The following is a 26,888-nucleotide window of genomic DNA, read 5'->3' as shown; positions in this document are numbered from 1 at the left end:
AAAATCGAATCGTTAAATTAGAAAAAACCCCCGGACTTTTCAGTGCGGGGGTTTTTTCTAATTCGTGGTTACTTTTTTCCCACTCGCCCCCGCGTAGTCTCAATAATGACTACGATAATCAGGTTAATCAGTGCGTAAATGCGAGCGTTAAACATCATAAAATTCGAGTTTTCTCGTTTATTGTCTTAAGTAATTGTCTACATCTCTAGTGTTATCACACAAATCTGCCGCATGACAAGGAAAATGTCATTCTTTTTTCACATTAAAACACCATTCCACCACGCTATATAACAACCTTATCGCTTTGGTGAGCAATGAATATCCAGAGTGAATACTTTTAAATCAAAGACAAAGGAAAGTTATGGGACTCGCGATAATTCATAGCCGAGCTAGTGTGGGTGTAGAGGCGCCAGAAGTGACCGTTGAGGTGCATATAAGCAACGGAATGCCCGGTTTTACGCTGGTGGGTTTACCTGAGACTACGGTTAAAGAATCGAAAGATCGAGTGAGGAGTGCCATCATTAATTCTCGCTTTGAATTCCCATCGAAAAGAATCACCGTCAATCTGGCTCCTGCCGATTTACCCAAAGAAGGAGGGCGTTTTGACTTACCAATTGCTCTGGGGATTTTGGTGGCGTCCGATCAACTACCCACATCAAAAATAGCCCAACATGAGTTTATTGGTGAGTTGGCGTTATCGGGAGAATTACGCTCAGTCAAAGGAGTTCTACCAGCCACATTAGCGGCGGATAGTGTTGAGCGGTGCTTGGTGGTACCGCATCACAATGGCGATCAGGCAGCTCTAGTTGGCAAGGGGGTACATAAGTCAGCGCAAACGTTGTTGGAGGTTTGCGCGGATATGTGTGGTCAGGCTCAGCTTGGGTTATACCGGACAGAGCAACATCAGGTCGATGTAGTTGAACATCGTGATTTGCAGGACATCATTGGTCAACAGCAAGGCAAGCGAGCATTGGAGATCGCTGCTGCTGGCAACCACAACTTACTTTTTCTTGGCCCACCCGGAACCGGCAAGACTATGTTGGCGTCTCGATTGCGCGACCTACTGCCTGAAATGAGTGATGACGAGGCAATGGAAACTGCTTCGGTGGCTTCGTTAACGCAGCAAGAGATCAATCAGTACAACTGGAAGCAGCGACCTTTTCGATCCCCTCATCATTCCAGTTCGATGGCGGCGTTGGTAGGTGGTGGTTCTGTACCTCGCCCCGGAGAGATATCTTTGGCGCATAACGGATTATTGTTTCTTGATGAGATACCCGTAATCCCAATAATAAAAAAATATCAAAATTAACACTGTAAGTTGATTTATATGGTTTTTTTGTGTTTCCACATTTCTATTTTATATTGATAATAATTACTCAGATAACTAGAGTGGTTGTTAGTTGTCAATTTGTGGGATGCGATTGTGAACGTCAAAACACTAAATGAGCTTTCTTTATTAAATACGGCACTGTCAGTCGAATACTCTAACTACCTAACACTTGCTGCTGAATCCTCAGTCTCAAAAACACGAATACAGCAAGTATTGAATATTTATGCGGCTTACTGCTACTTGGTTGAACAAGGTAACTACACTGCATTGGAAATATTGAATGACTCAAACTCACTTAATGCACACTTCCAGTCGCTCATTGGTTTTATTTATGGCAGTGATGATATCACTATCCATCGCAGATATAGCCTATGCAGCGAATTAAAAAATATTTTTCGCCACATTGCACAAGATAAGCAACTAACTCTCGATGAAGTGCATTTGTCTACCTTGAAAATGACAGAAGGAGCTTCGAGCTGTCTAGCACAGTTTCGAAAGCTTAATATAGATAAAAGAAAAGCTGACTACCTAAATGGCTGGCAAGTGGTATCAAAAGAAGGGAAAAGCTTTGAGGTTCACCTAGATATGCTTTATGTGAATTTTGGTGAAGCGTTTACAAACAAGATTCATCTCGCTCTAAAAAACTATGCTTATACACAAAAATCAACATCTCTAGCTCAGGGGTTAGTCACACTCAAAACCCTTTTTGCCGGTATATCCACAGTCTATAACGAAAGGGACGAATTAAAAATAGAAGCCCTCCTGAGCCGCAACCATGTGCAGCCCTTTTTCCACAAAGTGTTTAAGGTGCTATTTGTTCGTTCCCAAGCCGCCCAGAACTGCCCAAGGAGTTTCCACACTAAGTGGCGAAATATCATTAACTTTTATACAGAGTGCTTTATAAATACTGGTGTTTTAGCTGAACCCCACAAACCATTCATCGTTCCAGCTTGGAAAGACCCGAAAGGTGCAGCGCCCACTTTTTCAATTGGTGGTAATGCAACGCAGTCAGAAAGCAGCAGGTGGTTTGCTAATATACCAATCAAAATTAAAGATGAAGAGGCTGTTTCAATTATTCAACAACGTGTAGATAGAGATATGGCGCACATTAGGCATATATGCCTCCTGAAGTTGGAGGAGTTTCTAGAGCGAGAAGGTAGAAATAAAGCTTTTCAGAGCACAGGTTCAGTTAAGCCACTGAGTGACACTTTAGGCAACCTTCAATATTACAGCTTTGTCGGTGAAGATAAGTTAGATAATACGGTTGCAACATTTTATGAACACGGTATAGCGCCTAAAAGCTCAAACTATCAATCATTTTTGGGGTTTGCTGGTAATGCTAGCCAACTTCAAACTGAGTTAAATTTACCTACCAAATCAACACTAAATGCTCTTTTAACCCTTCTTGTGATGGAGCACCCTCTGATAACGCCTTCTTGGTTAGCTAAATGGGACTTATTTGATGCAAGTGGCAATATGGTGGGCTACAAGAAAGTGGGTAACCAGTACATTGCGGTGAGTTACAAATCACGAAAAGGAACTACCAATGCACAACAAGAAATTGTGCTTAATGCGCTTTCTAAATCCATAGTAGAGTTCTTGATACAACACACTCGCATGAGTCGTGAATACTTAAAGGATAAGGGGGATGTTAATTGGCGAAAGATGATTTTGACCGCTACCGTTTCCAACGCGGTGCGCCCAAGTAGCCTCAATAACACTCTTTCCTCGGCAAATGATTTTTATGATTGGCTTCAAGACAACTCGCTTTTTGATAAGAGCAGTAATATCACTCTAGCAGATGCCCAATCAATTTCTGAGATTCACTCATTGCGCTCGATTAGACGACACCGAGGTTTTCAAATTTACTTGGCAACGCGCTCGATGGATGCCGTTGCGGAGGCGCTTGGCCATAAAAAGAAAGATGTAAATCTACTGACCTCTTATCTTCCAAACCCACTGATGGACTTCTTTAATGCACGTTGGATACGTCAGTTTCAGAACGCTATTTTACTTGAAGCCATGAAATATTCGGTGTACCGACTTGATGCTGTGAACATGAGTGCTCAAGACATCGAAGAGTTCTTAAATAACCATGGTATCAGCAATATTCCAGAGCATTTCGATCATGGTTTTGTTCAGCAGGCCACTATTGATAATGAAACCTCAAAGTATTTAGTATTCGACCAATTAACCTACACAATATCCGCCTCTCTTTTGCAGTTATTAATGGCAATACGCCTTGTTGTTGAAAGTAGCAACGATGAGGATTCTTTTTTAGACATTGTTTATCACTGGTATCAATCAGCAGTGTTTGTCTTAGACACTTTAAGTTCAGGCAGGCATGACGCTGATGATAATTTGATGGAAGCGCTTGATATTGCAACCAATAACGCACTGGATGCTGACTCAATTAAAGGGGCGCTGCTATGTTAAGTGTTGCTATCGACAATTCCTCTATTGCAAATCTCATTGAAGGCATAGTGCTAGACCATTCGCTCTTGAATGGTCTAAGTGCAGAGGCTCTTGAGCAAATCATAAATTTTTCAGTAGCAAATGATGACTATCGAGCATTAGATATCATCACGAATATCCATGCAGGCATCTACGGCTATGATGACAGACAGCCTGAATGGTTAGAGTCCAGCTTTCCTGCAAACAAATGGGTCCTAACATTTAGCAAAACCCAAAAAATGATACATTGGGACAAAGTTTACTTGGACGATGGTAAGAAGCTCACGGATACGAAGCATCAAAAACTATTAAACAGTTTTAAATACTGGATCACAGCAGCAGATAACCCATTAGAAAATGGTGGAAAAATTAATAGCCCTATAACGGCTTATAAAAAAGTTACCAAAGTTATCGTTCTCATCAATGCTATTTTGCTGCACTCGAAAGGACTAAAACTGGCAAAATACCACCTCCTGAATGTGAATGATGATTATTGGCTGAACATATTGACGAACTACGCCGAGAACGGAATTTTCCAAGGCGTGTACGAGATTGATAAGCGCACTCAAGTATTACTGGATAATGTGTCTCAGAGTATTTCAGATGCAGATGCTCAAGCGTTTAAAGATAAGTATCCCTACATTTCACGAAACATTATTCAAGATGAAATTGCCTTATCTCTAGCTGAGAGAGAAAAGGTGTGTGCGTGGCTTTTTGAGCAAGGTTATTACCAATCTGGAGAAGCCATTAGATACACTGGCAATAGCGCTGTGCTCGTTGAACTATTGTTTGATGGCAAGATGCTTCATCAAAACATTAAGTTACCCAGTTACCCAGAGCTTCACCTCAAAGAGGCAAAACGAGGGTCAGAGTATCGTGCAGTTGATAATAAAGATACTTCATCAGGCACGAATCGAAGAACAATCTCGACATGGATTGAAGCTATTCGATTGATTCATACCAACCTTGAGCGTGAAGATGCAGCAAGCTCCTCAATTCTGTCTGAGCGTGTCAGTGCAGATCACATTAGTAGGTTAGTTAGCTTAAAAAAAGCAGGACGTACTCGCACTTTACCGCCTAAATTTGTGTTTAATTTAATTTGTCAGTGCTATGAGTTTGCCAAAGAACATCTACCTACAGAGGAAGGCTCTGTTACTTTGCTGGATGAAACGTTAACTCTGCTATCTAAAGCAAGAAGCAAATCTGCTGCAAAACATTCCAATACACTTCGACCATCACAAGGGAGCCTAGCTTGGAATGAAGAATTGCATCGAGATATGTCTGGTTCGCATCGTGGTCACTGGCTTGAAACGGAAGCGATCGATTGCTTGAGTTGTGAATACCTGAAAAAAGGAATAAAACAGGTTCAAAGCTTTACTGAAAGCATTGAAAAGCGACACGAACGTATTCGAGCCAACGAAAGCTTGTTTGATTTGTTCTCAGTACTGCAAGGCTCTATACAGGTCTTGGTGGGTGTAATCATGGCTCGAAGGCAAGATGAATTAATCAAAATGAAATCACATGGCAACCTATCACCTAATGTTAATCCTTTTTCAGAGGGTGAAAAAGCAGAGTACAGTCTGAAATTTAAGGTAAAAAAAACAGGCTCAAAAGGGGTAAATGCCACAATAGAAAGACCGATTCCTTTATCTATCGCAAGGTTCGTTTGGCAACTAGAGCAATTTAACATCAAAGCGAGCGAGTTAAATCTATCCAAAGGAAATTTGTCTCTGTTTAACAATTTAAACTCAATATATTGCCAGTTAAGTCATGTAGTACCCGCATCCTTTAATGCACACCTTGATGATTTGTGTGATTACTTAGAAACGGACTTAGTAGCGTACGATAACGGTGAATACCGCCGTAATTATGTTCGTCAACACCAATTAAGACGCTTCTTTGCTATAGCGTTCTTCTGGTCTGGGGGATTTGATGGTATGGATGCTTTGCGTTGGATGTTTGGACATTCAGATATGGAACATCTATACCACTACATCTCAGAGTCGGAGACAGGGGCAGTACTAAACGGGGTTAAAGCCAGTGTAATTGTCCGTGGTGTTGTCGATTCCACCTCTGAACTTGCCAAACTCGAAGGAATAGAAGGTGTTCGCAAAATGATTGCAGAGCGAATGACTGGTGATAGCTCAATACCACTCACAATAGAGTCGGTGAGTGAAGCGGTAGAAGATTACGATGATGAATCTTATCTAACCGTACCTCACATTAGTCAACTTCAAAAAGAGCAGGACATTGAAACGGAGGTTATCCACCTTCTAGAAGAGGGGATAATCACGCTTGAGCCAGAATTCTTTACCGTCGAAGATTGCGATGGGAACACCACTCAAACCTTTAATCTAATTTTAAAAATCAAAGACCTTGATAGAGGGTTGGGACAATGAGAGTTTTAGAGAAAAACCAAACCAAGGTACTTGAAACAGAAAAGCTACTGAAAGAAATCCTCGCAACTCCTGCTGAGTTTAAAAATGATGAAGAACTACAAAAAGCGCTAAAGTCACAATCGGCCATAGCTAAATATCAGAACCAAGAGCGGAATATCACTTCGTGTTCGCTAAACACGATCAAAAGTATCTCAGAAGCACTCTTAGATAGAGGGTTCTTATCATTAGATGAATTGCGAATTAATGCAAAGTTGGCGATAGAAGCTGCGCATCACGCTGAGAAAGCTTCCAAAGGCAACAAGCAAACCGCAGTGGGTTTAAAGCATAAAGTCGCAGAGCTTGAATCGAAACTGGATGCAGCGCAGCGCAGCAATTTTTTACTGACCGTTATTGTTTCAGAATTGCGCTCCAAGCTAAAACAACTCGCAGTGCATGAAGGAACAGTGGAAGAGCGAAAGGAACTTTACCTAGTTCATAATAAGAAGATTGAAGCGGAGCTAAATTACACGTTGAATGGGGAGGTTTAATGGCGGTTCGCAAGCTTAAAGACTTTGAACAGTGGAGTCATCTTGGGTTTGATGGCAAGCTTATCTTTCGTGAGCTCCTAGACATCCCTTTTGTTACTTACAGTAATCATGCACCTTGCTATGAAGCCAATGCTTATATTCACCAGATGATGCTGAGAGGCCATAAAAGAGACACAATTCGTGGGTTTACACACCATATAATTCATTTGGTACATTTTCTTGAAAAACAGCCAATGCTGAGCCGATTTAGCCAACTGACCGACGCAACATTCACACTGTTTATTCAGTCGTTACAAGCAGAGAAAACGCCTCTAGGTGAACTTGCTCGCAGTAACAACACGGTTAGAACTATTGCTCGTACCTGTCTTGAGTTTTTGAAGTTTGTCCAAGATTTTCACGATTTGAGTGCTTTTATAGGCAAGGATAAAGGTAACTCAATTCAGATTCTTGAAAAGCCATATAAGCGCAAACAGGAGGGCTATAAAGGGTTTGTTGAGGGTGTTAAAGTCACCCATACCGCCGTGCCAACAAAAAGTGAGATCAAGAAACGCCACCCAGTTTCAGAAGATGCGGCCTTGCGTGTGTGGGAGTTTATCAAGACTCAGAAAAACAAAGATAAACGCAGAAGAGACATGGCGTTATACACCGCAATGGAGCAATTAGGTGCTCGTGTAACGGAGCTTAGCTTAATTAAAGTGACCGATTATGAGGAAGCAAGACGCACAGGTATGATTACCCTTACCACCTTAAAGCGTAAGGACGATAACACCACTCGAAAGATTCCCGTACCACACATTTTGCTATCAGTGATTGCGGATTACATCAAAGTGCGTAAAAAGGTAATGAGGAAGAAGAAAGTTCAGCATGATTACCTATTTATTAGCCTAAAAACAGGGCGATGCTTATCTGCTGACTCATGGACAACTTACTTGAACTTATGGAAAAAAGAGCTTGCCATTGAGGGTGAGTTGCATCCTCATTTATGGAGGCATGCATTCATTACAGATAAGCTCAAAGGGCTTATTCTGGCTTCTAAAGAAGTGAATGATAAAGATGATTTCCGAAAGCATTTGCTGCATACGCAAACATTTAAAATGCAGCTTCAGCAGTGGACTGGTCATACAAATCTTAGTTCTTTAGATATCTATATTGACCTCGCCTTTACTGATATCAACGGCTACACAGAGGTTTATAATGCTGTTTTTCTAAAGTCGAGTGTTGACCTAGTAAAACGTCAGATTGAGTTGTTAGAAGAACAGATTGCAAGGAAGGTGCTAACACCTACCGCAGCGCTCGGTGAGATGAAGAGACTGTTAGGGGATTTTCAGTCTGATATAGATAAAAGTATTGTCTCTTCGTCACAGTAAAGTTCATCAGCAAGCGGTCACACAACACGTTTTTGGATACTTCCTAGTTGCGCTTTTGCTAATTTAGCAAAAAATAAATTAACTGAAGTATGGCAAACTCGCCCATGCGAGTGTACATAATCACTGGAGCAGATCAGTGTGCCTTAATTTGATTAACTAGACTCGACGCTATCATAATATAAGCCTTCGCATCATTTTCTGTGAGTTCAACTTCTTCTGTATGCACAAGTTGATTCCGTAGTTTTCGGAGTTTATCAAATGATTTAAGCTGTGCTTCGTTCAATACACCGCTCTGGTGGAGGTAATGTCCAAGCTTCGCATAGTTTTTAAACGGAGACGTATTTGATGTGCTCCAAAAAGAAGCAGCTAATGATGCTGCGACACTTTCCAGTTCCATCCACGCTTCCAATACCGCTGCTCGTGTAGAAAAAGAGAGAATGTTCATTGCTGGAGTATCAATACCAGAAGTTTCATCAAGTTGAGCTTCAGACTTCAATGCTTGAACCTGTTCTGAGAACTCCATCTCCAATTCCTTGAACTTCAATTTACGCATGGACGGTATTAATAAAATCAGAGGCTTACGCAAAAGTAGTAGAACAACAATCAATGTCGCTGGCCATGCTAATGCTTTAGTCATTTCAGATATAAATGTGTACTTATCCATGGTTGTGCCTTAATTTACTCAAGTACCATTAAAGCCGCTCTCTACGGAAAACGTTTCCCGTAGGCACGCCTTTTTTAGTTGTCCAGCTCGCGCTCAGCCTGCTCATATGTTGCGTAGAGTTTGTCGACTTTATTGAATAACTTCATGCCACCTTTCGTTGCCCTATCTGTCCAATAATGCCCGTCAAGCTCTTCTACTGGAGAACCATGAATTTCAAGAGCGAAAGAACCGTGATGGATTTCACTCCTAACACCCTGTAGCTCAATTTTTGGTTCGTTTCTATACACTCCAACGAGTTTGAATAAATCATCGTCTTCTTGTTGCTCAATACTATGTGCAACAAGAACTGATTGAGACTCTTTAGTCATTAATCTCAGGCTTAGATTTGTTAAAGACTGTCGAACAACTGCGTAACCGTAAATTGGGTCCGTTTTTTCCCCTGTTTCAGGGTTAACCCAACTACTTTTCAGCTCAACTTTCCATGTTCCTCGTAAATCTGGACGCTTAACATACCAACCTTTAAATATTTTCCATGACCAAAGGTATTTATTGAATAGTGTGACAAAGAGTGTGATAGCACCGACAACTGTACCAAAAGGCTTCACGAAATCAGCACTTAATACAGGCATCCCTTGAAACCAAAGAGCTATCAACCAGACTCCGATAGTGAGGCCAATGAATGAAGATATATGCAGTCTAGTGAGCATTATTCGAACCCAAAGTAATTCCAGGCCGTTATAGCAAAATCACGGCCATCCTTTCTAGTCCATTCTTGACCTGAGTGGAACAGGTAAAAACATTCATTTACTTCGAGCCAACGATTCTCATCAGGCTCGTCACCTTGCAGATTATCCCAAATATATAACAGCATGGCTCGTAGCCGCTCAGTCCATGTTGAATGCGAAAATACCGAATTTGGGCAATTGTAGGCTAAACACTCCATGAAAAAAGACGGTAATTCTCGGAATGTTCCATCTGCCGCCATAACATTCTCAATTCTTTTAAGTAAACGAGCACCTTTTTTGTAAGCATAATTAGTTGCGTTATTTTTTGCTGTACCATTTTCTTTTTGCTGGATTGGATAGTTGACGAGATCGCTACCATCTTTTTTAAATATTTTAGTTCCATCCCTCGAATCATGTTTCATGTAATAACGAAAACTAAAACATGGAACAACATCAGCATCCACCCGCGCTGAGCTAGAATTTATCTGTATCGCAGTAGACCCCGACGAATCCACTTGCCCAGGAAACTTTGCTGCCAATGCAGAGATAAGTTCAGCTCTCAATTTTGTCGGAGTCCAAATACCTTCGTAAGAGTCTCCTGGTGGATGAATATCTTTCTCTGATTCTTCCCAATATAGAACATCTGTGCATTCTACAGCTATATCTACATCACTATCTGAACGCACATTAGTGTTATTGGCATAAGAACCTTTTGCAAAGACTTTTAAGGAGCAGCCATCGAATGGTATGTGTGAATCTATCGCTTCACGAATCATACGCTCAGTTCTATCCTGCTTTTCCTTCTCCGTTGCACTAGAAGGACCTGTCCAACCACACAATTTATCTTCCAAACTCATTGCTAATCCTTTCAAAAGGCTGAAATTTAAATACCGCACTGAATCGCCTCTGCCTGAGTGACACATTACTGGTGTTACGAAAAGTAAGTCAAATAGCACTCTGGTGAAATGAATGTTCAGTCGCCCGAAACAAACAATGGGAGCACTTTAAAGCTAGGAAAAGCCAACTGTCTCTCGTCAACCTAACGTAACTTTGTTTCACAACTGTTAGCAAAAAGAGCCAGAACAGCTAATTCTGGCTCATAATTAGAGATCAAATTACTTTGATTGATAAGTAATTTGGTCTCATTTTGAGGATTTACTAGGCTTTAACCCTGGAGTATTTCCTGGAGTTTTTTTATTGTCCCGTCGACGTTGATCAGGCTTTCCTGTCGATTTAGCAATTGGTTTTGGACCTGGTTTCAAACCCATAACTATATCCTTATTGTAACAGAGGGTATTCCTCATTCACGATCTTTGGGCAACATTGGGATCTTTCAAGGTGTGAATAAAAAACAAACAAAAAATAATGTAAGTTACACTCGCTGAAACACGTTTTGGGGCAAAGGTAAGTTATCACGCAAGTTGCGTGACGCAGCCTGCGTGATGGATTTGTAACGCTAAATGGGGCAGAAATAATTCACGAAACAGGTTGTTTCGCAATTGTGCAAGGACCTCTTGCACAATTGAGTCTGAGAGTTTGTCCAACAGCCTGTTGGGCAATTGGGAAACAGCTTGTTTCACAAATAAATCTCATGATGGTCTCTTGCGTTCTAAACACGACTTGGGGCAGAGACGATTTAGATTTATAGAGCCTAAACAGTGAAACAAGTTATCTACCAGAAGAAAGGAATAACCTAGAGTTTGCTCTCGAATATGAAGGGTTTAAACATATCGGCTGGTGAAGCATAAGCGACCAGATGATACTATATGCACATACGGGTAAATAGGTGTGTCATGAGATATCAAATAGAAAAACCAGCAGATAAAGATCTTTTTGATAGTAGCGGTCATAGTAATGCTGCAAATGCAATCAAAGATGTAATTTTAAACCAAAAGGACATTCATGCCATCGGGCTAGAGGGAGAACTTGGTTCAGGAAAGAGTACAGTACTACGTTTACTAGAACAAAAGCTGCCTAGAGAAGAATATAAATTTATCACATTTGATGTTGAGCAATTCCATCACTCTTCGACAAAAGCATCTTTCATAAAACACTTTCGCGATTGCGTTATTGAACTATTTGGCTCCGATTCATCACCTGACGCCAAAAGAACAAAACGAAAAGTGCAAAAAGCTGCAGATAGAGCGCTGGGTAATGATTTAACATACACTAAAAAAGTTACAAGTAACTTAAGCTGGTACACTATTTCATTCGCGATTTCTCTAATGTTTTCTGTTAGGTACGCTAAGGAATCTCTAGAGCACATTCTAAACACAGCTCGCTTCCTTCTTTCTGATGCTCCTACATATACATTCGGAGTAGAAGAAACTATCACGACGTTTTTAGGTTTATCACCCATTGCTGTAGCGTTATTGATGCGTTACCAGCGCACTCAAGAACAGAATCAAAATGAAGATGATAGGAAGGTTCCTAATATTGGTGATATTTTCAAACGAAACTCGGAAGACAAAATAACTGAAAAACTGCATGTCACTAGAGAGGTTGGTGCTAGCGAACTAAAACAAGCTTTCCAAAAGATTGTATCTGCTATTCCAATTGATAAACATGTCATATTGGTCATTGACAACTTGGACCGCGTTGATAATGAGAAAGTACGAGAGGTTTGGAGTGATCTCGAGACATTTACGTCATTTGAGGGTGATAACCTACGTGTAATCGTCCCTTTTTCTGAAAAACATGTTGCTGCTGCTTTATCTGATAATGATGTAGCAGATGGGTCAGAGTTTATATTGAAAAGGTTGCCTGTAAAATTCCGAACCCCGCCAGTTGTATCCGCTGGTTGGAGAGAACCTTTTGAATATTACTGGAGAGAAACACTTCCAAATTACAGTGGCCTAGAGCTCTGCGCTGAGATTATTGATGTTTGGGTCACACAACACAAACAGATCACTCCTCGTTTTCTGAAAACACACATCAATGAAATTGCTGTAGCACTCGCTTCAAACCCTGAAGTCGTTTCGCCAGTAGCTTGCTCAGCATATCTATTGGCACAGCGTTCAAACAAGTTATCATTTAGGGATATAATTTCCTCAAACAATGATCCAAAAGAAGAGAATTCGAGGCAACTGGTTTCATTGACACACAAGATACTCAGAAAAACCTTAACTGATGATGAATGGTCTTCACAAATAATGTCTATACACTATCAGACTCGCTTTGATGTCGCCAAAAGTGAGCTCTTAGAGTCGCCTTTGAAAAGCGCTATATCACGTTCTGATTTTGAAGATCTTTTTGAACTTACCCCGTTGTTTGGATTTGATGTAGCCTTTCAACGATTATTGGGAACTATAGATCCTTATGAGTATGTCAACGTTTTATCAGAAGCAAATTTTGACAACGACGAACATTGTGCTTGGGTAACAAAATGGATACCGAACATAAATACATATTTAAAGCAGGAAGAGGGAAACTGTCTTGGCTATAACCAAGTAGTTATAGAATCATATAGAACTATACTAGAGGCTGAATACGACATTTCGACCAACAGGCTTATTTCAGAGCATAAGCAACTGTCCAACACTATAAAAGACGATATCAGTAAAGGAGAGAGCCTCGATACTTTGTTGCCTCAGCTTTATGATATCGAATCAGTTATAGGATACGCAAACACCCCTTACTTCATCCAAAAACCAACCCCCGAGTTGCTTGTAAATACTCTCTGGGATCTGATCGAAGACTTCCCTAAATGGAATATTCAGAACCAACCTAAGAATATGGATTTAATCAAGCTACTAAACTTCGTATTGGACAGTGATCTCCAGCTCACATCTGGCCTAATAGAAAAAGTTTCAGAGTTTTATAAACTTGGAGAAGTTACTTTTTCAGGAGAAGGAAATAAAGCCCTCAAGTCATCACGTAGTTACTTTGACATTGAACTTACTGAACACCAGTATTCTCATGTGTTGTTATGTTCTGACTTTTGCTCGACAAGTGTATCTGAAGCACTGGTTGACCGCCTTTCCGAAGTCAAAAGTAAAACTATACTCCCTAAATGGACTGCACTCGCTATCGTATCAACTTTGGCTTCAAACAATGCAGCAAGGGCGTATGCTGACTCGTATTTACTAGATTACATCTTAGAGCATTACTATGTAGAAAATTTGGTTATGCCCTACCTAAAGAACTACTTATCATTTGCTAATCGGTTCGATAGTCTACTTTCTTCCACGAATAATGATGACTTACCTAGCGACATTAAGGTGCTAATTTACAGCTATATTGGAATGAATCGAGTAAATGCTCTCAAAATCAGCTCGATTACTGATAACTATTACCCGAAAATGAAAGACTATCTAGATGAGAAGATGCTAAAAGAGACACTAGAAAAGTTATTTGGGTGGGAAAGGTTTGTTTTAGGTAGTGATAAACATGCTGTTCTTAAGTGGACACCTGAGTTTCTAATAGATGCTCTAACAATTGACTTATCTTGGCAAGAATTCATAATCAATTGGTTTGATTCAAAAGAGCGCGATAAAGACTTTTGGTACGGGGCCATTAAAAATAGGTCTCCCCAATTGCAAGAAATTGTCAATTGGTACTCCACTAATGACAAGAAACTGATTAAAAGTTCACTTGTAACTGCTAGCATCATAGAAAATCAGGAAAGTTATTTTAATGATAAAGAGACCGCAGATTTTGTGATAAATATATTAAACATTCTACCACAAACATCATGTGGTAAAATAAAGCGCAAGATCTCTGCAAACATATTAAATGAGCAATACCCCTTTGAAAAAAAGTACATATTAGTCAATAACTTCGGGGAGTATATTTATCTTCCACCTTTTGAAGGTGACGCTTCTAAGAGTGTTGTTATTCACTTAATTGAAAATGCTGAATCACAAAGCACTGTAGATTGGTTTGAGGCAAATACAGATACTTTGATAGCCGTTGATTGGGGGGGGTACTCTGTCGACTTAAATCAGGCGATAAAGAACATTTGGGAACATTTTGACATTGGTAGGCTAGAGGAGTTCGTTCTTGAAGAGCCAAAGAGAGAACTAACATCTGAAGAAAGTGAAGAAGCTTAATATCATAAGATAACGTTTGAGAACCTTATGATAGTTTTGTCAGATAGTTCTTTGATAGAAGCGGCATAAGAACAAAGCAATTGGATATACCCAAACAAACTTTGGGGCAGAAGTTTGCTTGCCACATACGGTTCTTAGCTTTAAACTAACTTTGAGAGCCTCGGGTATCCCTGCTTTTTCTTGGAGTTACTATTTACTGTCTGGCCAGAAGTAATTGTATCGAATTGAACTTGGCTTAATTGCAAAGCAGACCACCGAGGACATACGATAAGTCTAGGTGCTTTCCCTCCCATATACTTTGGTGATAAACCCCCGACGCTGCACACAGAATGTGTTCCCTCTTCGGTTTGAATGACAAACCTTCTGTAGCTGTTTACAAAGCCATAGGAATTACCTGTGGCTTTGTCGTATCTGGAACTAAAATAACTTTACACACAAATTAATCTATTGATAGTTTCTTATGCTCTAAACACGTTTAGGGGCAAAAGCTTGTAGCAACAAAGCTCACGAAAACACTCCATGCTCTAAACGGCCAATCAAATTGAGTACAGCCTTGGTATCTTCGGCTGTCGAAAGCATATCAATTGGTCGTTTTTTACCAAGTCCTCGAACTGGGTGCTTAAGCCAGTGATTAGCAGCTTCTTCACTACCAAACAGTGCTAACGCAGCCTGAAATACTTTATCAAAATTCTTTTTGGTTTCTTTATTCACCTTAAGCTCCGCCTAAATTTATGTGATAAGTCCTATATACCATACCTACATCAGGAAAAGATGGTCAAATTATGATTATCGAACGGATAGATAGTAATGAGCTCAGCAATAATGGGGCAAAAATGTTTTAGCTTATCAGCACCTCACCACACGACACTTTTCCAAAATAAGATAAATACTTATTCAGAAAAGTGAATAATCAAATTTCATCCTTAATTAGTCTCATATCGTTTTTAGTCGGGTTAGGGAAGGTAGGTTTGATTGGTGTGACAGTATCAAACATTGATACCTGAACACCTAAAACCGCATGAAACTTTAAGTTCGAAGTAACATGTTTTTGAGAAACTTTGACTAAATTTGGTTATGAAATACCAATATTAGGAAAATGCCGGAGTTTGAACGCAAGGTGCTCGATTCACTGCGAGAGCCGTTGGAATCAGGTGAGATCATTATTTCACGTGTAGCAGGCAAGACACGTTTCCCCGCGCGCTTTCAATTGGTGGGTGCGCTGAACCCAAGCCCGACAGGCTATTACGAAGGCAATCAAGCGCGAGCTAATCCACAGATCATATTGCGCTATCTCAATCGATTGTCTGGGCCACTGCTTGATAGGTTCGATATGTCATTGGAGATCCCACTATTGCCCAAAGGGATGTTGGCTGAAGGTGGCGATCGTGGTGAAACGACTCAAGTGGTAAAGCAAAGAGTCAAACAAGCGCGCCAGTTGATGCTGTCTAGGAACCATAAATCGAATGCGCTGTTAGGCAGCCGAGAAATTGAAAAGTATTGCCCATTACGACGCGAGGATGCGGAGTTTTTAGAAACGGCGCTGCACCGATTGGGTTTATCGATTCGTGCTTATCATCGAATCATCAAGGTAGCGCGAACTATTGCAGACCTAGAGGGTAATGAGCAGATTGAAAAGAAGCATTTATCAGAGGCGCTTGGCTATCGAGCGATGGATCGACTCTTGAAACAACTCTCGGCTCAAGCTGTATAGTCATGCCAATCGTAGTAAACAACGGGTCATTTATTTACTACGATTGGTATAAAAACAAGAAAGCCTGCTGTTACGCAGGCTTTCGTTGTTAGTGGCTTGTTGTTAGTCATTGGTTGCTAAGAGCTAGAGGCTACCAGTGATTAGAACTTGTAGTTCAAGCCAACTGAGACGATGTATTGTGATTCATCGTAGAAGGTAATGTTCGAGTCGCTGGTGCCATAGCCCGCAAGAGAAACAAACGACCAGTTATCCCAGTTCATGAATTGCTCATATTCATACGCGGCAAACAGGTTGATGTTGTCATCACTGCGCTTATCGTAAATAAGGCTGCTTGCATCGTAAGAGCGTTGGTTATAACCCGCTGTTAGTGCGTACTGGTGACGACCCATACCGCCAAACAAACTCACTTCACCGCCAAACTGTTCATAAGAGGCAGCTTTGCCATCGGCAGAACTTGATTGGTAAATCAATGATGGCACTAACATCATGGTACGACTGATTGGCTGACGATACTGACCTTTCAGGTAGACAGTTTCTGCATCACGTTGTAGAGCTTCTTCAACTCGATCATCTTTCACGTCTTTGGTCGCATAGGCCATGTCTAGCGAGAAAGCTGAACCCGCAATACTGCTTAGCTTCAAACGAAACGCATTACCCGTTTCGTCTGTTTTACTTCGAGCCGTACCAACCTCGTATGGGTTTGCCCAAGTCTCACCAGACATGATGGTTGGCAGAAGGGAAGCGTCGATGGTCATGCCTGACTCTAGTTGGTATTTATAACCCAATTCAAGTACCACAGTACCCGTTGCTACGTCATCTCGCGCTGTACCTGTGTAAACCTGGTGGTTTAGTTTTTCACCGAAGGTGTAAGCAACGCTGCCTAAAGGTGCAACAAGGAATGAGCTTTCCGAAGAAGCCTTCTGTTCGTTAGATGAAATAGTGCTGTCAGCATCGGTATTAAAATTTGAGGTTGAAGAAGTAAAACCGGTGTTGATAGAGATTTCACCACTGAAGCCTGCTTCATCAGCAAGCTTGGCAAAAGCGGGAGAGGCTGCAACGCTCAATGCGAGAAGAGTTATTTTTATTTTCATTCAAGGGCTCCTTGCCCACCGGTTCTTAGGACGGGTTATTAATAGCAGTAAAGCTTTAAATTTCCAGGTTAATTATTTATCAATGATGATTTTTGAACAAGCAAAAAAAAGGAAGCCGAAGCTTCCTTTAATCATTACCTTACTTCTTTAATAAGAAGTTAACCAGCTCGAAGTACTCATCGAGAGAGTTAATGCCTTGAGCGTCAATCAGGTAGCGGTTGTTTACTACAACAGCTGGAACGCCTGACAAGCCACTGTCTTTGAATGCTTTGTCGAAACGACGAACCATTGAATCGACTGCAAAGCCATTGTATGCCGCATCGAATTTCTTAGCATCAACGCCTTCATCTAGGAAGATTTGACGTAGTTCTGCTTCATCGCGTGGTGGCTTGTTCATGTTGTGAATGCGGTTAAACATCACTGGTACCATTTTGTCTTCCACTTTCAGCGCAATCATTGTCGCGTAAGCTTTGCTCATTGGCAGACCCATGTTGCCACCCATGAATGAAACATGGTTCTTCTGTAGCTTCGCGTCAGCTGGTAGCTGTTGTTTTAGCTGCTGGATGATAGGCTCAAAGCTATTACAGTGTGGGCAGTAGAAAGAGAAAAACTCTGTCACCATTGGTTTTTTTGATGCTTCTAGATCGAGAACTTTGTAGTGTTCACCTTCGTTAAATTTCGCAGCGTGAGCTGAAAGGCTCAACATGATCAATGAGAAAAATGCGAATAGCTTTTTCATTTATCCAATCTCCATTATGTTTGAATTTTTATCTAGTTGTATGTTGCGATTGCGTTTACCACTGAGGCATTAACGAAAGTAGTGGCTCTTGCAGGGTAGCAATTTGCTCTTTACAAGCAAGTACTTGTTGCTCCCAATATTTCGGGTCATTAAACCATGGGAAAGCCAAAGGAAACGCCGGATCGTGCCATCGCTTCGCCAACCATGCCATGTAATGCACCATACGTAGACCGCGTAGTGGCTCGATTAGTTTCAGTTGCGAGGGATTAAAATCACAAAACTCTTGATAGCTCTCTAGCAGAATATCCAGTTGCATCAGCTTATCTTGGCGCTCACCGTTAAGTAGCATCCACAGGTCTTGAACCGCAGGGCCATTACGCGCGTCATCAAGGTCAACGAACATTGGTCCGTCGCGCCATAGAATATTACCCGGGTGGCAATCGCCATGCAGGCGGATATTCTCAGTATTGCTCGGCCACTGGCTCTCTAATTCTTTAATTAGAAGGTCGACGTCATTGAAGAACGCGTTTTCTAGATGCGTTGGGATAAACTGAGAGTTCTCTAGAATCTTACGTGGCTGATAAAGGTATTCATCTAAGCTGATGGTCGGACGATGTTGGAATGTTCTTCCTGCACTCGCCTTGTGAATTCTGCCAAGGAAACGACCTACACCTTCCAATTGGTCTAGGTTATCCACTTCATACTGTCGGCCACCGACACTTTCAAACAGTGCAAACAGGTAGCCTTGGTATTCGTGCAAGGTCGCACCATTGATACGCATTGGCGGAGCGATTGGCATTTCTTGTTCGATCAGTTCTAACGCGAAGTCGTGTTCTTCTTGGATCTGTGCTTTGTTCCAACGCTGCGGGCGATAAAACTTAACAACGTAGCGTTTGCGATCTTCATCGGTGAATTGGTAGACCCGATTTTCGTAACTGTTAAGAGCGAGAAGCCCGGATTCAGCGCGAACCCCAATGCTCTCCAGTGCGTACCACATGAAGTCAGGGGTTAGGTTATCAAAGTTAAAGGCTTGCATCGTCATATAATAAAAAAGGCTCATTACTGAGCCTTTTTCCATTTATTGGGTTGTTATACCTAGCACTAAGGTGACTGGTATCAGAGCTTCTTGATAAAGCGGCTTTCGACTTCCATCGTAAACTCTTCATTATCCGAGAGTATAAACTGAATTGTCGAAACTGGTGAGCTCAGTTTTTCTGGATCGACTCCCAAACTGATAGGAAGGTTTAAAACCTCACCTGGCTCTACGGTAATGGTTTGTTTACCGTACCAGATAGAATCTGGTAGCCCGCTGACATCAAGCTTGTACTCTTGCTCTTGCTGAGTTTTGTTGATGACTTTCAAGTTGTAAGTATTTTCGACAAGCCCTTGGCTATTGATCTTAAATAGCTGGTTTCTATCACGTAGAACGCTTAAACCGGCAGGGTCAACACTTGCGATTTGTGCGAAAAATAGACCCAACATAACGATCAGTATTACGCCATAGCCCAAGAGCTTAGGACGCATGACCTTGGTTGAGTGCCCCTCAAGCCTATGCTCTGTGGTGTAGTTGATCAGACCTTTCTCATAACCCATACGTTCCATGGTGTTGTCACAGGCATCAATACACGCGCCACAGTTAATACACTCGTATTGTAGGCCGTCACGAATATCAATCCCCGTTGGGCACACTTGCACGCATAAATTACAGTCAATACAGTCGCCCAAGCCGAGTTGTTTGTGGTCGACTTTACGTGAACGAGGGCCACGGCTTTCACCACGTTCAGTGTCGTAGCCTACGATGAAGGTATCCTTATCGAACATAGCCGATTGGAAACGCGCATACGGACACATGTGCAGACAAACAATCGAGCGCATCCAACCTGCATTGGCATAAGTACAACCTGCGAAGAACAGTACCCAAAACACAGGCCAAAAAGTGGAATTAAAGGTAAAGAAGCCAACCACTAACTCTTTGATTGGAATAAAGTAGCCAACAAAAGTGAGACCGGTTGCGATAGCAATAGCCCACCATGCGATGTGTTTGAGTGTTTTCCTGATCGCCAAGTTGGCGGTGAGTTTGTTTGAATCTTGCTTCTTACGCTTGTTAGCCGCGCCTTCCAGTTTCTCTTCGAACCAGATGTACATGAAGGTCCAGACGGTTTGCGGGCACAAATAGCCACACCAGACTCGTCCTAAGAAGGTGGTTATGAAGAATAAGCCAAACGCCGCAATCATGAAGAGGATGGCGAGTAGCGTCAGATCTTGTGGGTATAGGGTTGTACCAAAGAAGTTGAACTGTTGGCTGCCTATATCCAGCAAGATCGCTTGTCGCTCACCAAATGGGATCCATGGGATAAGCGCAAAAAGTAAAAGTAAGAACCAACCGCCATAACGGCGCAGTTGTTGGAATTTACCTTTGCTTTCTCGAACATAGATTCGGTTACTTGGGTTAAATCGATCTCCATTACCTTTATGTGTCTTGGGATTAAAGGTTTTAGGAGTCACATCTTTGATATCGATTTTATCCTGACTCATGGACTATCCTTTTGGTGGCTATACCCTTCTGCGAGAGTATTGACGACATTGCTTTAAAATATGGTGTTAGAGAACCTAAGCTTTGAGTTTGGTGCATGGGCTGACTTAACACTGACTCTTATTATTTTAGAAGATTCTTATGGGTGGCGATTATAGCGGCAATCTTGTTGTCATTTCTTTAACGCTATCAACCTTTAACAACAAAAGTGGTAACAGTTGTGACGAAAAAATAGCGAACAGAAACAAAATAAGCGACCGAGTGGTCGCTTATTGAAAGTTTGGGTGATCGTTTTAAGCCGGTTAGATGATACCGCGCGCTTTAAGAATCGCTGTTTTGAAGTCATCTTCTTGGTCTTTTTTTAGACCCGGGATCATTTCATCTTTTTCGCTGTTACGCATTTTTAGATGATAGATCAGAACATCGTCAGTCAGTTCTTCAAGCTTACCTTGGTAGCCCGCTTCTTTTGATAGCTTAATGATGAACTCTAATAAGTTAAGCTCTTGATCTTTCTGCCACTCAGGCTCCATCAGTTCAAGCAGTTCCTCAATGCGGTGACACTTCATACTTTACTTCTCCACAAATTTTATAATGATTTGTGGTTAAGGTATCAAATCGGGTAGGGAATACCAATGTGTAAAGACATTTCAAGGTGGGACAGAGCAAGAAAAAAGCGCAGTAAAAACTGCGCTTTTCGTTAAGCGGCTTTAATTACTTTTGTTGCAGTCGGTGCTAATAAAGCAGTCTTCTGAACGAGAGTCATTGTAGGAGCCAATTTCTTAGCCGTTGGAGCAGCAACAAAGCCACTACGACGACGCATCGCACTACGGTTGGTGTGCGAGAACCTGACAGCTGTTGGGCGCATTAATTTACCTAACGGTCAGGCATATCCATTGCCAATCTAATGGCCTGATTTATCATGAGCTTCGCTTCAATTACTTGAAGAGTCACTCTTCTGGCTTTCGCCAATCCGAAAAATAAATCAGGATAATGATATGCATGCATATCAAGGCTTAGATTATCACTATCTCAGTTATCGATCGACGCCTGAGTGATAATTAAACGATATTAGAGCTAAAATAGTGTGAGCAGTATATTTGAGTTTGAACCTCTTTCAGGCTTAAGATGATGCTTTAAAGGAGGTGCATATGTCGTTCTTGAAGAAAACGTTAGCAAGTTTTGGAATTGGGTCTGCCAAGGTGGACTCTGTATTGCAACAGGAAGTGCTTTACCCAGGTAAGAAGGCGAGCATTATTGTGCATGTCTACGGTGGTGCTCAGCCACAGGAGATCGACAATATCGATCTCAATCTGTGTTGCCGCTATGTCAAAGAAGTCACTATGAATTCCCAAAGGCAAGAAGGCGGTCATAAACGCCGAATGCACCAGACATACTCGTTGGCTAAATGGAGTCTACCGTATGCTTTTGTTATTCAGCCGGGTGAAACTCGCGATTTTGAATGTGAGTTCGATGTGCCATTGAATACCCCTGTGACAATTGGTGATTCCAAGGTTTGGTTAGAGACAGGGCTCGATATTGCGATGGCGATTGACCCGTCTGATAAGGATGTTTTAACGGTTCGCCCGGATCCTTTGCTCGATGGCATCTTTAACGCACTTGAAGCTCAAGGGCTACGTATTCGCCAAGTCGAGTGTGAAGCGGTGGAAGGTTTCGAGTTACCGTTTGTGCAAGAGTTCGAATTTGTTCCGACGACTGGCCCTTATCATGGTCGTTGGCGTGAATTGGAGGTGGTTGCACACCATGATGAAACAGAACTCAAGCTGTGGTTTGAGATTGATAGAAATCGCGATGGTGCCAAAGGCATGTTAGCGAGCTTGCTTGGTATTGGTCAGCTACAGCGTCAATTAAGCGTCCCGCTTGATACCTCACCAGAAGATGCCGGTAAGATGGTGGTCGAGTATTTAGAAAGTGCGTCTTAGTTGAATCGCATATATTCACCTAGTCACAGCGGTTAGCTTATCGCACATCTTAGAAGTCATTTTGTCATAAAAATTTAAGCTTACACGTGTAAGCTTAATGTGTAATACTGGGTCAATCGAACATTTACTCTAGTAGGATACTCATGTCTGCATCATCAGCCAGCGAATACAGTGACATCGAAGAACGCGCTAATGCGATAACCCATGGTTTGGGCGTCGTACTTGGCGTAGTGGGCCTGATCCTGTTACTGATTCGTGCGTTTGATTACCAAGCCGACATGCTAACGGTTGCCAGTATGGCGGTGTATGGCAGCAGCATTATCCTTCTGTTTCTTGCTTCTACGCTTTACCACTCGATCACTACCGAAAAAACCAAGCGCTTACTCAAAACCCTCGATCATTGTGCGATTTACTTACTGATCGCAGGCAGCTACACGCCCTTTTTATTGGTCGGTTTAAGAACCCCACTCGCAATGGGCTTGATGGCGGTTATCTGGGGAATTGCGTTGGTCGGTATTATCATGAAGATAGCATTCGTGTACCGATTTAAGCGTCTATCGCTGTTCATTTACTTAGCGATGGGTTGGCTATCTTTGATTGTGGTTTATCAATTGGCGATGAACATCGATATAGGTGGTTTGGTGTTACTGGCAGTTGGCGGGGTGATTTACTCGCTGGGTGTAATTTTCTATGTGGCAAAACGCATCCCTTATAACCATGCCATCTGGCACTTGTTTGTGTTGGCGGGCTGCGCTTGCCATTTCTTTGCTATCTACTTGTACGTGACACCGGTTTAGCGAGTCAGCACATGATTTCAGCTTTGATTTGATACTCTGGGTATTGATCAACAGCTAGGTTAAGCGACGTACCTTCGGCATCGGTTTTTGGTCGAAGGTAGGTATCTGCCATACGCTTTATCGACTTCCAAACCGCTACTGTTTTCTCTTCTAATAACTCACCATTTGGTGAATATACACCTAATTTCAAAGACACTAAGATCACAGCCTGTGTGCCTTGGTTAGTAATAGCCGTAGGGATGATCAGCTCGCCGTCTTCATAGCGACTTGCACCTAGTACAACATCCACTCCTGATTGAGATAGCTGTAAGCTTGGCTTCTTGCTATCAACAACAATCGTAGTACCACGCACATTCGTCGCGATTGGGACAGCTACAACCGGCGCTGCTGCAACAGGCACTGCGATTTCTGATGTTGTTGCCGTTTCCGTTTGTTCCTGTGCCACGTATTGCCACGTAAAGTCATCTTTTAGCAGTATCTGTTTACCATTTTGCAGAGTCACCATTTGGTCGGCGAATGCAGAGCTGCTAAGCAGTGCGCTTGCGATAAGTAGGTATGATTTCATCTGTGTTTCCTTAAATATTCGCGTAATTAGCGTCGCCAAAAGGCAGGGAAAAATAGAACAATTAGCGTCAGTATCTCAAGTCGACCCATCAACATACCTAAACTTAATAACCATTTAGCGGCGTCGGGCAGTGGAGCAAAGTTACCCGTTGGGCCGATCACGCTACCCATGCCTGGACCAACGTTGGCAACGGCTGTGATCGCGCCAGATATACTGGTCACAGGATCAAGTCCCATTGCGCTTAAGCCGCCTGCAATTAAGATAATCGTGATAAAGAACATCAAACCAAATGCCACGAGTGAACGCACAATATCGTCATTCACAGGTCGCTGATTGTAGCGTTGAACAAACACGCCCGATGGGTGAATTAGCTTCATCATTTGTTTGTGGAGCATGGTCATCGCGATCTGGAAACGGAAGATTTTGATACCGCCAGAGGTTGAACCCGAGCAAGCGCCCGCCATCATTAGGAATGCAAACAAGGTAGTTGGCAGTGCACCCCACGCGGTGAAGTCTTCTAAGCCGAAACCGGTTGTGGTGACCACGGATACGATGTTGAACATCGAAACACGCATCGCATCCATGACTGTGTAGCCATCTCTCATAACCAACCATGTGGAGATCACGGCACTGGTGACTAAGAATAGGTAAGTGAAGCCTCTGACTTGCGCATCTTTGTAGAGTATTGAGAGTTTTCTGCCTCGCAGTGCGCTAACAAACAGTAAGAACGGCAGACCGCCAAGGAACATGAACAGGGTTCCGACCCAGTGAGCACTGTTAGAGAAGTGGTTCATCGAGCCATCTGATGTTGAGTAGCCACCAGTAGATAGCGTGGTGAACGCGTGATTGATCGCGTCAAAGATGCCCATGCCTGCAAACAGATAGCTAATGATGCATAAGCCAGTCAGAACCAAATAAACCGCCACGATGTTCTTCGCGACTGTTTTTGCTCGTGGGCTGCTTTTATCTGACCAATCGGATGACTCGGTTTGGAACAGGCGCATACCACCAACGTTGAGCATTGGTAGAACTGCTACCGCCATAACGATGAAGCCGATGCCACCTAACCATTGCAGTATTGAACGCCACAACAGAATGCTCGGTGCCATGCTGTCTAAGCCGCTTAATACGGTTGAACCCGTCGTGGTGATACCAGACATAGTTTCAAAATAGGCATCTGTAAAGCTGATGTGGTTGATGAAGACAAACGGCAGTGCAGCAAAGGCGCTGGCAATTGTCCAGACCAGAGAGGTGATCAGGAACATGTCCCGCACCCCAAGTCGGAACTTAGCTGAACGGCCTAAACTCAAGCAGATAAACGCCACTATGTGCGTGATCACTACCGACTGACCAAACTCGAGGAAGCCACCGGTGCCTGTGAAAAAGGCAACCAATGTAGGGATGTACATGAAAAGGGCGAGTTTTGATAACACTAACCCTATTACTAATAATATCGGACGAAAGTTGACCATAGCTTAATAGACCATCGCTTTGTGTCGGAGCGTCGTTCCCACAAAAAGAAAGTTGCGAGAACGATGCTTACGAGAACAAGGCTATAAGAAGAACGGGCTCGGTTGGAATAGAGACTCAACATCAGGTACGTATTTCTTGTCCACTAGGAACATCACTACGTGGTCATCTTGTTCGATTACGGTTCTATCGTGTGCGATAAGTACTTCTTCTCCGCGAACAATCGCACCAATAGTGGTACCCGGTGGCAGTTTGATATCGCCAATCGCTCGGCCAACAACTTTAGAGGTGGTTTCGTCACCGTGAGCAATCGCTTCGATCGCCTCTGCAGCGCCGCGACGTAGAGATGATACGTTTACGATATCAGCACGACGAACGTGAGTAAGCAGCGCAGAAATGGTCGCTTGCTGTGGCGAGATAGCAATATCAATCACACCACCCTGAACAAGGTCTACGTAAGCACCACGCTGAATCAGTACCATTACCTTCTTGGCGCCCATTCGCTTCGCCAGCATTGCTGACATGATGTTGGTTTCATCTTCATTGGTTAGAGCGATGAACACATCTACCTGATCGATGTTCTCTTCGGTCAGCAGTTCTTGGTCGGCAGCATCACCACAGAATACGATGGTGTTTTCTAATTCTTCAGATAGCTTCTCAGCGCGAGTGTAGCTGCGCTCGATAAGCTTGATGCTGTAGCTCTGCTCTAGGCGCTTTGCCAAGCTTGCACCAATGTTACCACCGCCAACAATCATGATGCGTCGGTACGGTTTCTCGAGGCGTTGCAGTTCACTCATTACTGAGCGAATGTGGTTACTTGCTGCCACAAAGAAAACCTCATCATCGGCTTCAATGATGGTAGTGCCTTGTGGGCGAATAGGGCGACCTTGACGGAAGATAGCGGCTACACGAGTATCAATGTGCGGCATGTGTTCACGCAAAGCAGACAGTGCGTTACCAACCAATGGTCCACCGTAGTAAGCTTTTACTGCTACTAGGCTAACCTTCTGTTCAGCAAAGCTCACAACCTGTAGTGCACCTGGGTATTGAATCAAGCGCTCGATGTAGCTGGTGACGAGCTCTTCGGGTGCAATTAGGTGATCGACTGGGATTGCACCTGATTTGAAGAGTGCTTCTTTCTCTTCTAAATACTGTGGAGAGCGGATACGGGCAATTCGGTTTGGCGTATTAAACAGAGAGAAGGCAACCTGACATGCGGCCATGTTGGTTTCATCCATGTTGGTTACGGCAACCAACATGTCGGCATCTTGCGCGCCCGCTTCACGTAGTGTGTTCGGGTGGCTGGCATAACCGTTTACAACCCTAAGGTCGTATTTGTCCTGAAGTTCACGAAGTCGGTCGGCATTACGGTCGACGATTGTGATGTCATTGTTTTCACCCACTAGGTTTTCAGCAAGGGTACCGCCAACTTGTCCAGCACCTAGAATAATGATCTTCATAGCCTTTCTCTTATTTTTTGCCGTTGTAATTCTAGTGCTCTCATTTCGCTTTGATAATGCACTAG

General features: G+C 42.6%; 20 protein-coding genes and 2 pseudogenes. 9 read left to right on the top strand and 13 right to left on the bottom strand.

Features of this window, described 5'->3' with window-relative positions; translation table 11 throughout:
• Positions 1-361: 361 nt before the first annotated feature.
• From AC3CKG_RS16335 to AC3CKG_RS16315, 5 genes and pseudogenes are all read left to right on the top strand, one after another.
• Positions 362-1,276, top strand: a pseudogene (locus AC3CKG_RS16335) (YifB family Mg chelatase-like AAA ATPase); the annotation flags it as partial.
• Positions 1,277-1,423: 147 nt separating this feature from the next.
• Complete coding sequence (locus AC3CKG_RS16330) at positions 1,424-3,766, top strand: hypothetical protein (RefSeq protein WP_488528598.1); 2,343 nt, start codon at positions 1,424-1,426, stop codon at positions 3,764-3,766.
• Positions 3,760-6,183 carry an integrase gene (locus tag AC3CKG_RS16325; protein WP_488528597.1) on the top strand — a complete coding sequence of 808 codons (2,424 nt, stop codon included), beginning with the start codon at positions 3,760-3,762 and terminating at the stop codon, positions 6,181-6,183. Before AC3CKG_RS16330 ends, AC3CKG_RS16325 begins: the two co-directional genes overlap by 7 nt.
• Complete coding sequence (locus tag AC3CKG_RS16320; protein ID WP_488528596.1) at positions 6,180-6,710, top strand: hypothetical protein; 531 nt, start codon at positions 6,180-6,182, stop codon at positions 6,708-6,710. The genes AC3CKG_RS16325 and AC3CKG_RS16320 overlap by 4 nt, the downstream gene beginning before the upstream one ends.
• Positions 6,710-8,077 (top strand): tyrosine-type recombinase/integrase, encoded by a 1,368-nt coding sequence (locus AC3CKG_RS16315; protein ID WP_488528595.1) that lies wholly within the window; start codon positions 6,710-6,712, stop codon positions 8,075-8,077. Before AC3CKG_RS16320 ends, AC3CKG_RS16315 begins: the two co-directional genes overlap by 1 nt.
• 133 nt (positions 8,078-8,210) lie before the next feature.
• On the opposite strand, the gene AC3CKG_RS16310 is transcribed toward AC3CKG_RS16315, so the two are convergent.
• The 3 genes from AC3CKG_RS16310 to AC3CKG_RS16300 form a co-directional block, all read right to left on the bottom strand.
• A complete protein-coding gene (locus tag AC3CKG_RS16310; RefSeq protein WP_488528594.1) occupies positions 8,211-8,741 on the bottom strand; it encodes a hypothetical protein in 531 nt (176 codons plus the stop codon).
• Between the two features lie 74 nt (positions 8,742-8,815).
• Entirely contained in the window at positions 8,816-9,370 is a 555-nt protein-coding gene (locus AC3CKG_RS16305) for a Cap15 family cyclic dinucleotide receptor domain-containing protein (protein ID WP_488528593.1), read from the bottom strand.
• A 77-nt stretch (positions 9,371-9,447) separates the two neighbouring features.
• Entirely contained in the window at positions 9,448-10,323 is an 876-nt protein-coding gene (locus tag AC3CKG_RS16300; protein ID WP_488528592.1) for a nucleotidyltransferase domain-containing protein, read from the bottom strand.
• A gap of 936 nt (positions 10,324-11,259) precedes the next feature.
• Between AC3CKG_RS16300 and AC3CKG_RS16295 the strand changes: the two genes are divergently transcribed.
• Positions 11,260-14,517 carry a P-loop NTPase fold protein gene (locus AC3CKG_RS16295; RefSeq protein ID WP_488528591.1) on the top strand — a complete coding sequence of 1,086 codons (3,258 nt, stop codon included), beginning with the start codon at positions 11,260-11,262 and terminating at the stop codon, positions 14,515-14,517.
• Positions 14,518-15,021: 504 nt separating this feature from the next.
• Here AC3CKG_RS16295 and AC3CKG_RS16290 read toward each other — a convergent pair.
• Positions 15,022-15,228 carry an antitoxin Xre/MbcA/ParS toxin-binding domain-containing protein gene (locus AC3CKG_RS16290; protein WP_488528590.1) on the bottom strand — a complete coding sequence of 69 codons (207 nt, stop codon included), beginning with the start codon at positions 15,226-15,228 and terminating at the stop codon, positions 15,022-15,024.
• Positions 15,229-15,610: 382 nt separating this feature from the next.
• On the opposite strand from AC3CKG_RS16290, the pseudogene AC3CKG_RS16285 reads away from it, so the two are divergent.
• Positions 15,611-16,228 (top strand): annotated as a pseudogene (locus AC3CKG_RS16285) (magnesium chelatase subunit ChlI family protein); the annotation flags it as partial.
• Positions 16,229-16,368: 140 nt separating this feature from the next.
• On the opposite strand, the gene AC3CKG_RS16280 reads toward AC3CKG_RS16285, so the two are convergent.
• The 6 genes from AC3CKG_RS16280 to AC3CKG_RS16255 form a co-directional block, all read right to left on the bottom strand.
• The gene (locus AC3CKG_RS16280) at positions 16,369-17,319 is read right to left on the bottom strand and encodes a DUF2860 domain-containing protein (protein WP_488528589.1); all 951 of its coding nucleotides are present in this window, start codon (positions 17,317-17,319) and stop codon (positions 16,369-16,371) included.
• Positions 17,320-17,458: 139 nt separating this feature from the next.
• The gene (locus tag AC3CKG_RS16275) at positions 17,459-18,058 is read right to left on the bottom strand and encodes a thiol:disulfide interchange protein DsbA/DsbL (protein WP_102548827.1); all 600 of its coding nucleotides are present in this window, start codon (positions 18,056-18,058) and stop codon (positions 17,459-17,461) included.
• 55 nt (positions 18,059-18,113) lie between these two features.
• The gene (locus AC3CKG_RS16270; protein ID WP_488529254.1) at positions 18,114-19,100 is read right to left on the bottom strand and encodes a serine/threonine protein kinase; all 987 of its coding nucleotides are present in this window, start codon (positions 19,098-19,100) and stop codon (positions 18,114-18,116) included.
• A 74-nt stretch (positions 19,101-19,174) separates the two neighbouring features.
• Positions 19,175-20,593, bottom strand: coding sequence for a cytochrome c oxidase accessory protein CcoG (gene ccoG / locus AC3CKG_RS16265; protein ID WP_017109665.1), 1,419 nt, complete (start codon positions 20,591-20,593; stop codon positions 19,175-19,177).
• Between the two features lie 300 nt (positions 20,594-20,893).
• A complete protein-coding gene (locus AC3CKG_RS16260) occupies positions 20,894-21,157 on the bottom strand; it encodes a YihD family protein (protein WP_017107562.1) in 264 nt (87 codons plus the stop codon).
• Between the two features lie 131 nt (positions 21,158-21,288).
• Positions 21,289-21,456: a hypothetical protein gene (locus tag AC3CKG_RS16255; RefSeq protein ID WP_004735761.1), complete on the bottom strand. Its 168-nt coding sequence runs from the start codon at positions 21,454-21,456 to the stop codon at positions 21,289-21,291.
• A gap of 283 nt (positions 21,457-21,739) precedes the next feature.
• On the opposite strand from AC3CKG_RS16255, the gene AC3CKG_RS16250 reads away from it, so the two are divergent.
• Positions 21,740-22,531: a sporulation protein gene (locus AC3CKG_RS16250; protein ID WP_065104219.1), complete on the top strand. Its 792-nt coding sequence runs from the start codon at positions 21,740-21,742 to the stop codon at positions 22,529-22,531.
• 143 nt (positions 22,532-22,674) lie between these two features.
• Positions 22,675-23,328: a PAQR family membrane homeostasis protein TrhA gene (gene trhA / locus AC3CKG_RS16245; RefSeq protein ID WP_017107564.1), complete on the top strand. Its 654-nt coding sequence runs from the start codon at positions 22,675-22,677 to the stop codon at positions 23,326-23,328.
• A gap of 4 nt (positions 23,329-23,332) precedes the next feature.
• Here trhA and AC3CKG_RS16240 read toward each other — a convergent pair whose 3' ends face one another.
• From AC3CKG_RS16240 to trkA, 3 genes are all read right to left on the bottom strand, one after another.
• On the bottom strand, positions 23,333-23,893 hold the full coding sequence (locus AC3CKG_RS16240) for a DUF3157 family protein (protein ID WP_488528588.1): 561 nt from the start codon (positions 23,891-23,893) through the stop codon (positions 23,333-23,335).
• Positions 23,894-23,919: 26 nt separating this feature from the next.
• Entirely contained in the window at positions 23,920-25,365 is a 1,446-nt protein-coding gene (locus AC3CKG_RS16235) for a TrkH family potassium uptake protein (protein ID WP_017109660.1), read from the bottom strand.
• A gap of 81 nt (positions 25,366-25,446) precedes the next feature.
• Positions 25,447-26,823 (bottom strand): Trk system potassium transporter TrkA, encoded by a 1,377-nt coding sequence (trkA, locus tag AC3CKG_RS16230; protein ID WP_004735766.1) that lies wholly within the window; start codon positions 26,821-26,823, stop codon positions 25,447-25,449.
• Positions 26,824-26,888 lie beyond the last annotated feature (65 nt).

The sequence above is a fragment of the Vibrio sp. QJM3NY_15 genome, from assembly GCF_057785995.1.
The sequence above is the reverse complement of the archived record's forward strand: the minus strand, read 5'-3'. Positions and strand labels throughout refer to the sequence as shown.

What these genes read in the sequence shown, in the direction of transcription:
- AC3CKG_RS16325 (WP_488528597.1), top strand. Translation starts at nt 3,760, where the DNA reads ATGTTAAGTGTTGCTATCGACAATTCCTCTATTGCAAATCTCATTGAA.
- AC3CKG_RS16320 (WP_488528596.1), top strand. Translation starts at nt 6,180, where the DNA reads ATGAGAGTTTTAGAGAAAAACCAAACCAAGGTACTTGAAACAGAAAAG.
- AC3CKG_RS16315 (WP_488528595.1), top strand. Translation starts at nt 6,710, where the DNA reads ATGGCGGTTCGCAAGCTTAAAGACTTTGAACAGTGGAGTCATCTTGGG.
- AC3CKG_RS16310 (WP_488528594.1), bottom strand. Translation starts at nt 8,741, where the DNA reads ATGGATAAGTACACATTTATATCTGAAATGACTAAAGCATTAGCATGG.
- AC3CKG_RS16305 (WP_488528593.1), bottom strand. Translation starts at nt 9,370, where the DNA reads ATGCCTGTATTAAGTGCTGATTTCGTGAAGCCTTTTGGTACAGTTGTC.
- AC3CKG_RS16300 (WP_488528592.1), bottom strand. Translation starts at nt 10,323, where the DNA reads ATGAGTTTGGAAGATAAATTGTGTGGTTGGACAGGTCCTTCTAGTGCA.
- AC3CKG_RS16295 (WP_488528591.1), top strand. Translation starts at nt 11,260, where the DNA reads ATGAGATATCAAATAGAAAAACCAGCAGATAAAGATCTTTTTGATAGT.
- AC3CKG_RS16280 (WP_488528589.1), bottom strand. Translation starts at nt 17,319, where the DNA reads ATGAAAATAAAAATAACTCTTCTCGCATTGAGCGTTGCAGCCTCTCCC.
- AC3CKG_RS16275 (WP_102548827.1), bottom strand. Translation starts at nt 18,058, where the DNA reads ATGAAAAAGCTATTCGCATTTTTCTCATTGATCATGTTGAGCCTTTCA.
- AC3CKG_RS16270 (WP_488529254.1), bottom strand. Translation starts at nt 19,100, where the DNA reads ATGACGATGCAAGCCTTTAACTTTGATAACCTAACCCCTGACTTCATG.
- ccoG (WP_017109665.1), bottom strand. Translation starts at nt 20,593, where the DNA reads ATGAGTCAGGATAAAATCGATATCAAAGATGTGACTCCTAAAACCTTT.
- AC3CKG_RS16260 (WP_017107562.1), bottom strand. Translation starts at nt 21,157, where the DNA reads ATGAAGTGTCACCGCATTGAGGAACTGCTTGAACTGATGGAGCCTGAG.
- AC3CKG_RS16255 (WP_004735761.1), bottom strand. Translation starts at nt 21,456, where the DNA reads ATGCGCCCAACAGCTGTCAGGTTCTCGCACACCAACCGTAGTGCGATG.
- AC3CKG_RS16250 (WP_065104219.1), top strand. Translation starts at nt 21,740, where the DNA reads ATGTCGTTCTTGAAGAAAACGTTAGCAAGTTTTGGAATTGGGTCTGCC.
- trhA (WP_017107564.1), top strand. Translation starts at nt 22,675, where the DNA reads ATGTCTGCATCATCAGCCAGCGAATACAGTGACATCGAAGAACGCGCT.
- AC3CKG_RS16240 (WP_488528588.1), bottom strand. Translation starts at nt 23,893, where the DNA reads ATGAAATCATACCTACTTATCGCAAGCGCACTGCTTAGCAGCTCTGCA.
- AC3CKG_RS16235 (WP_017109660.1), bottom strand. Translation starts at nt 25,365, where the DNA reads ATGGTCAACTTTCGTCCGATATTATTAGTAATAGGGTTAGTGTTATCA.
- trkA (WP_004735766.1), bottom strand. Translation starts at nt 26,823, where the DNA reads ATGAAGATCATTATTCTAGGTGCTGGACAAGTTGGCGGTACCCTTGCT.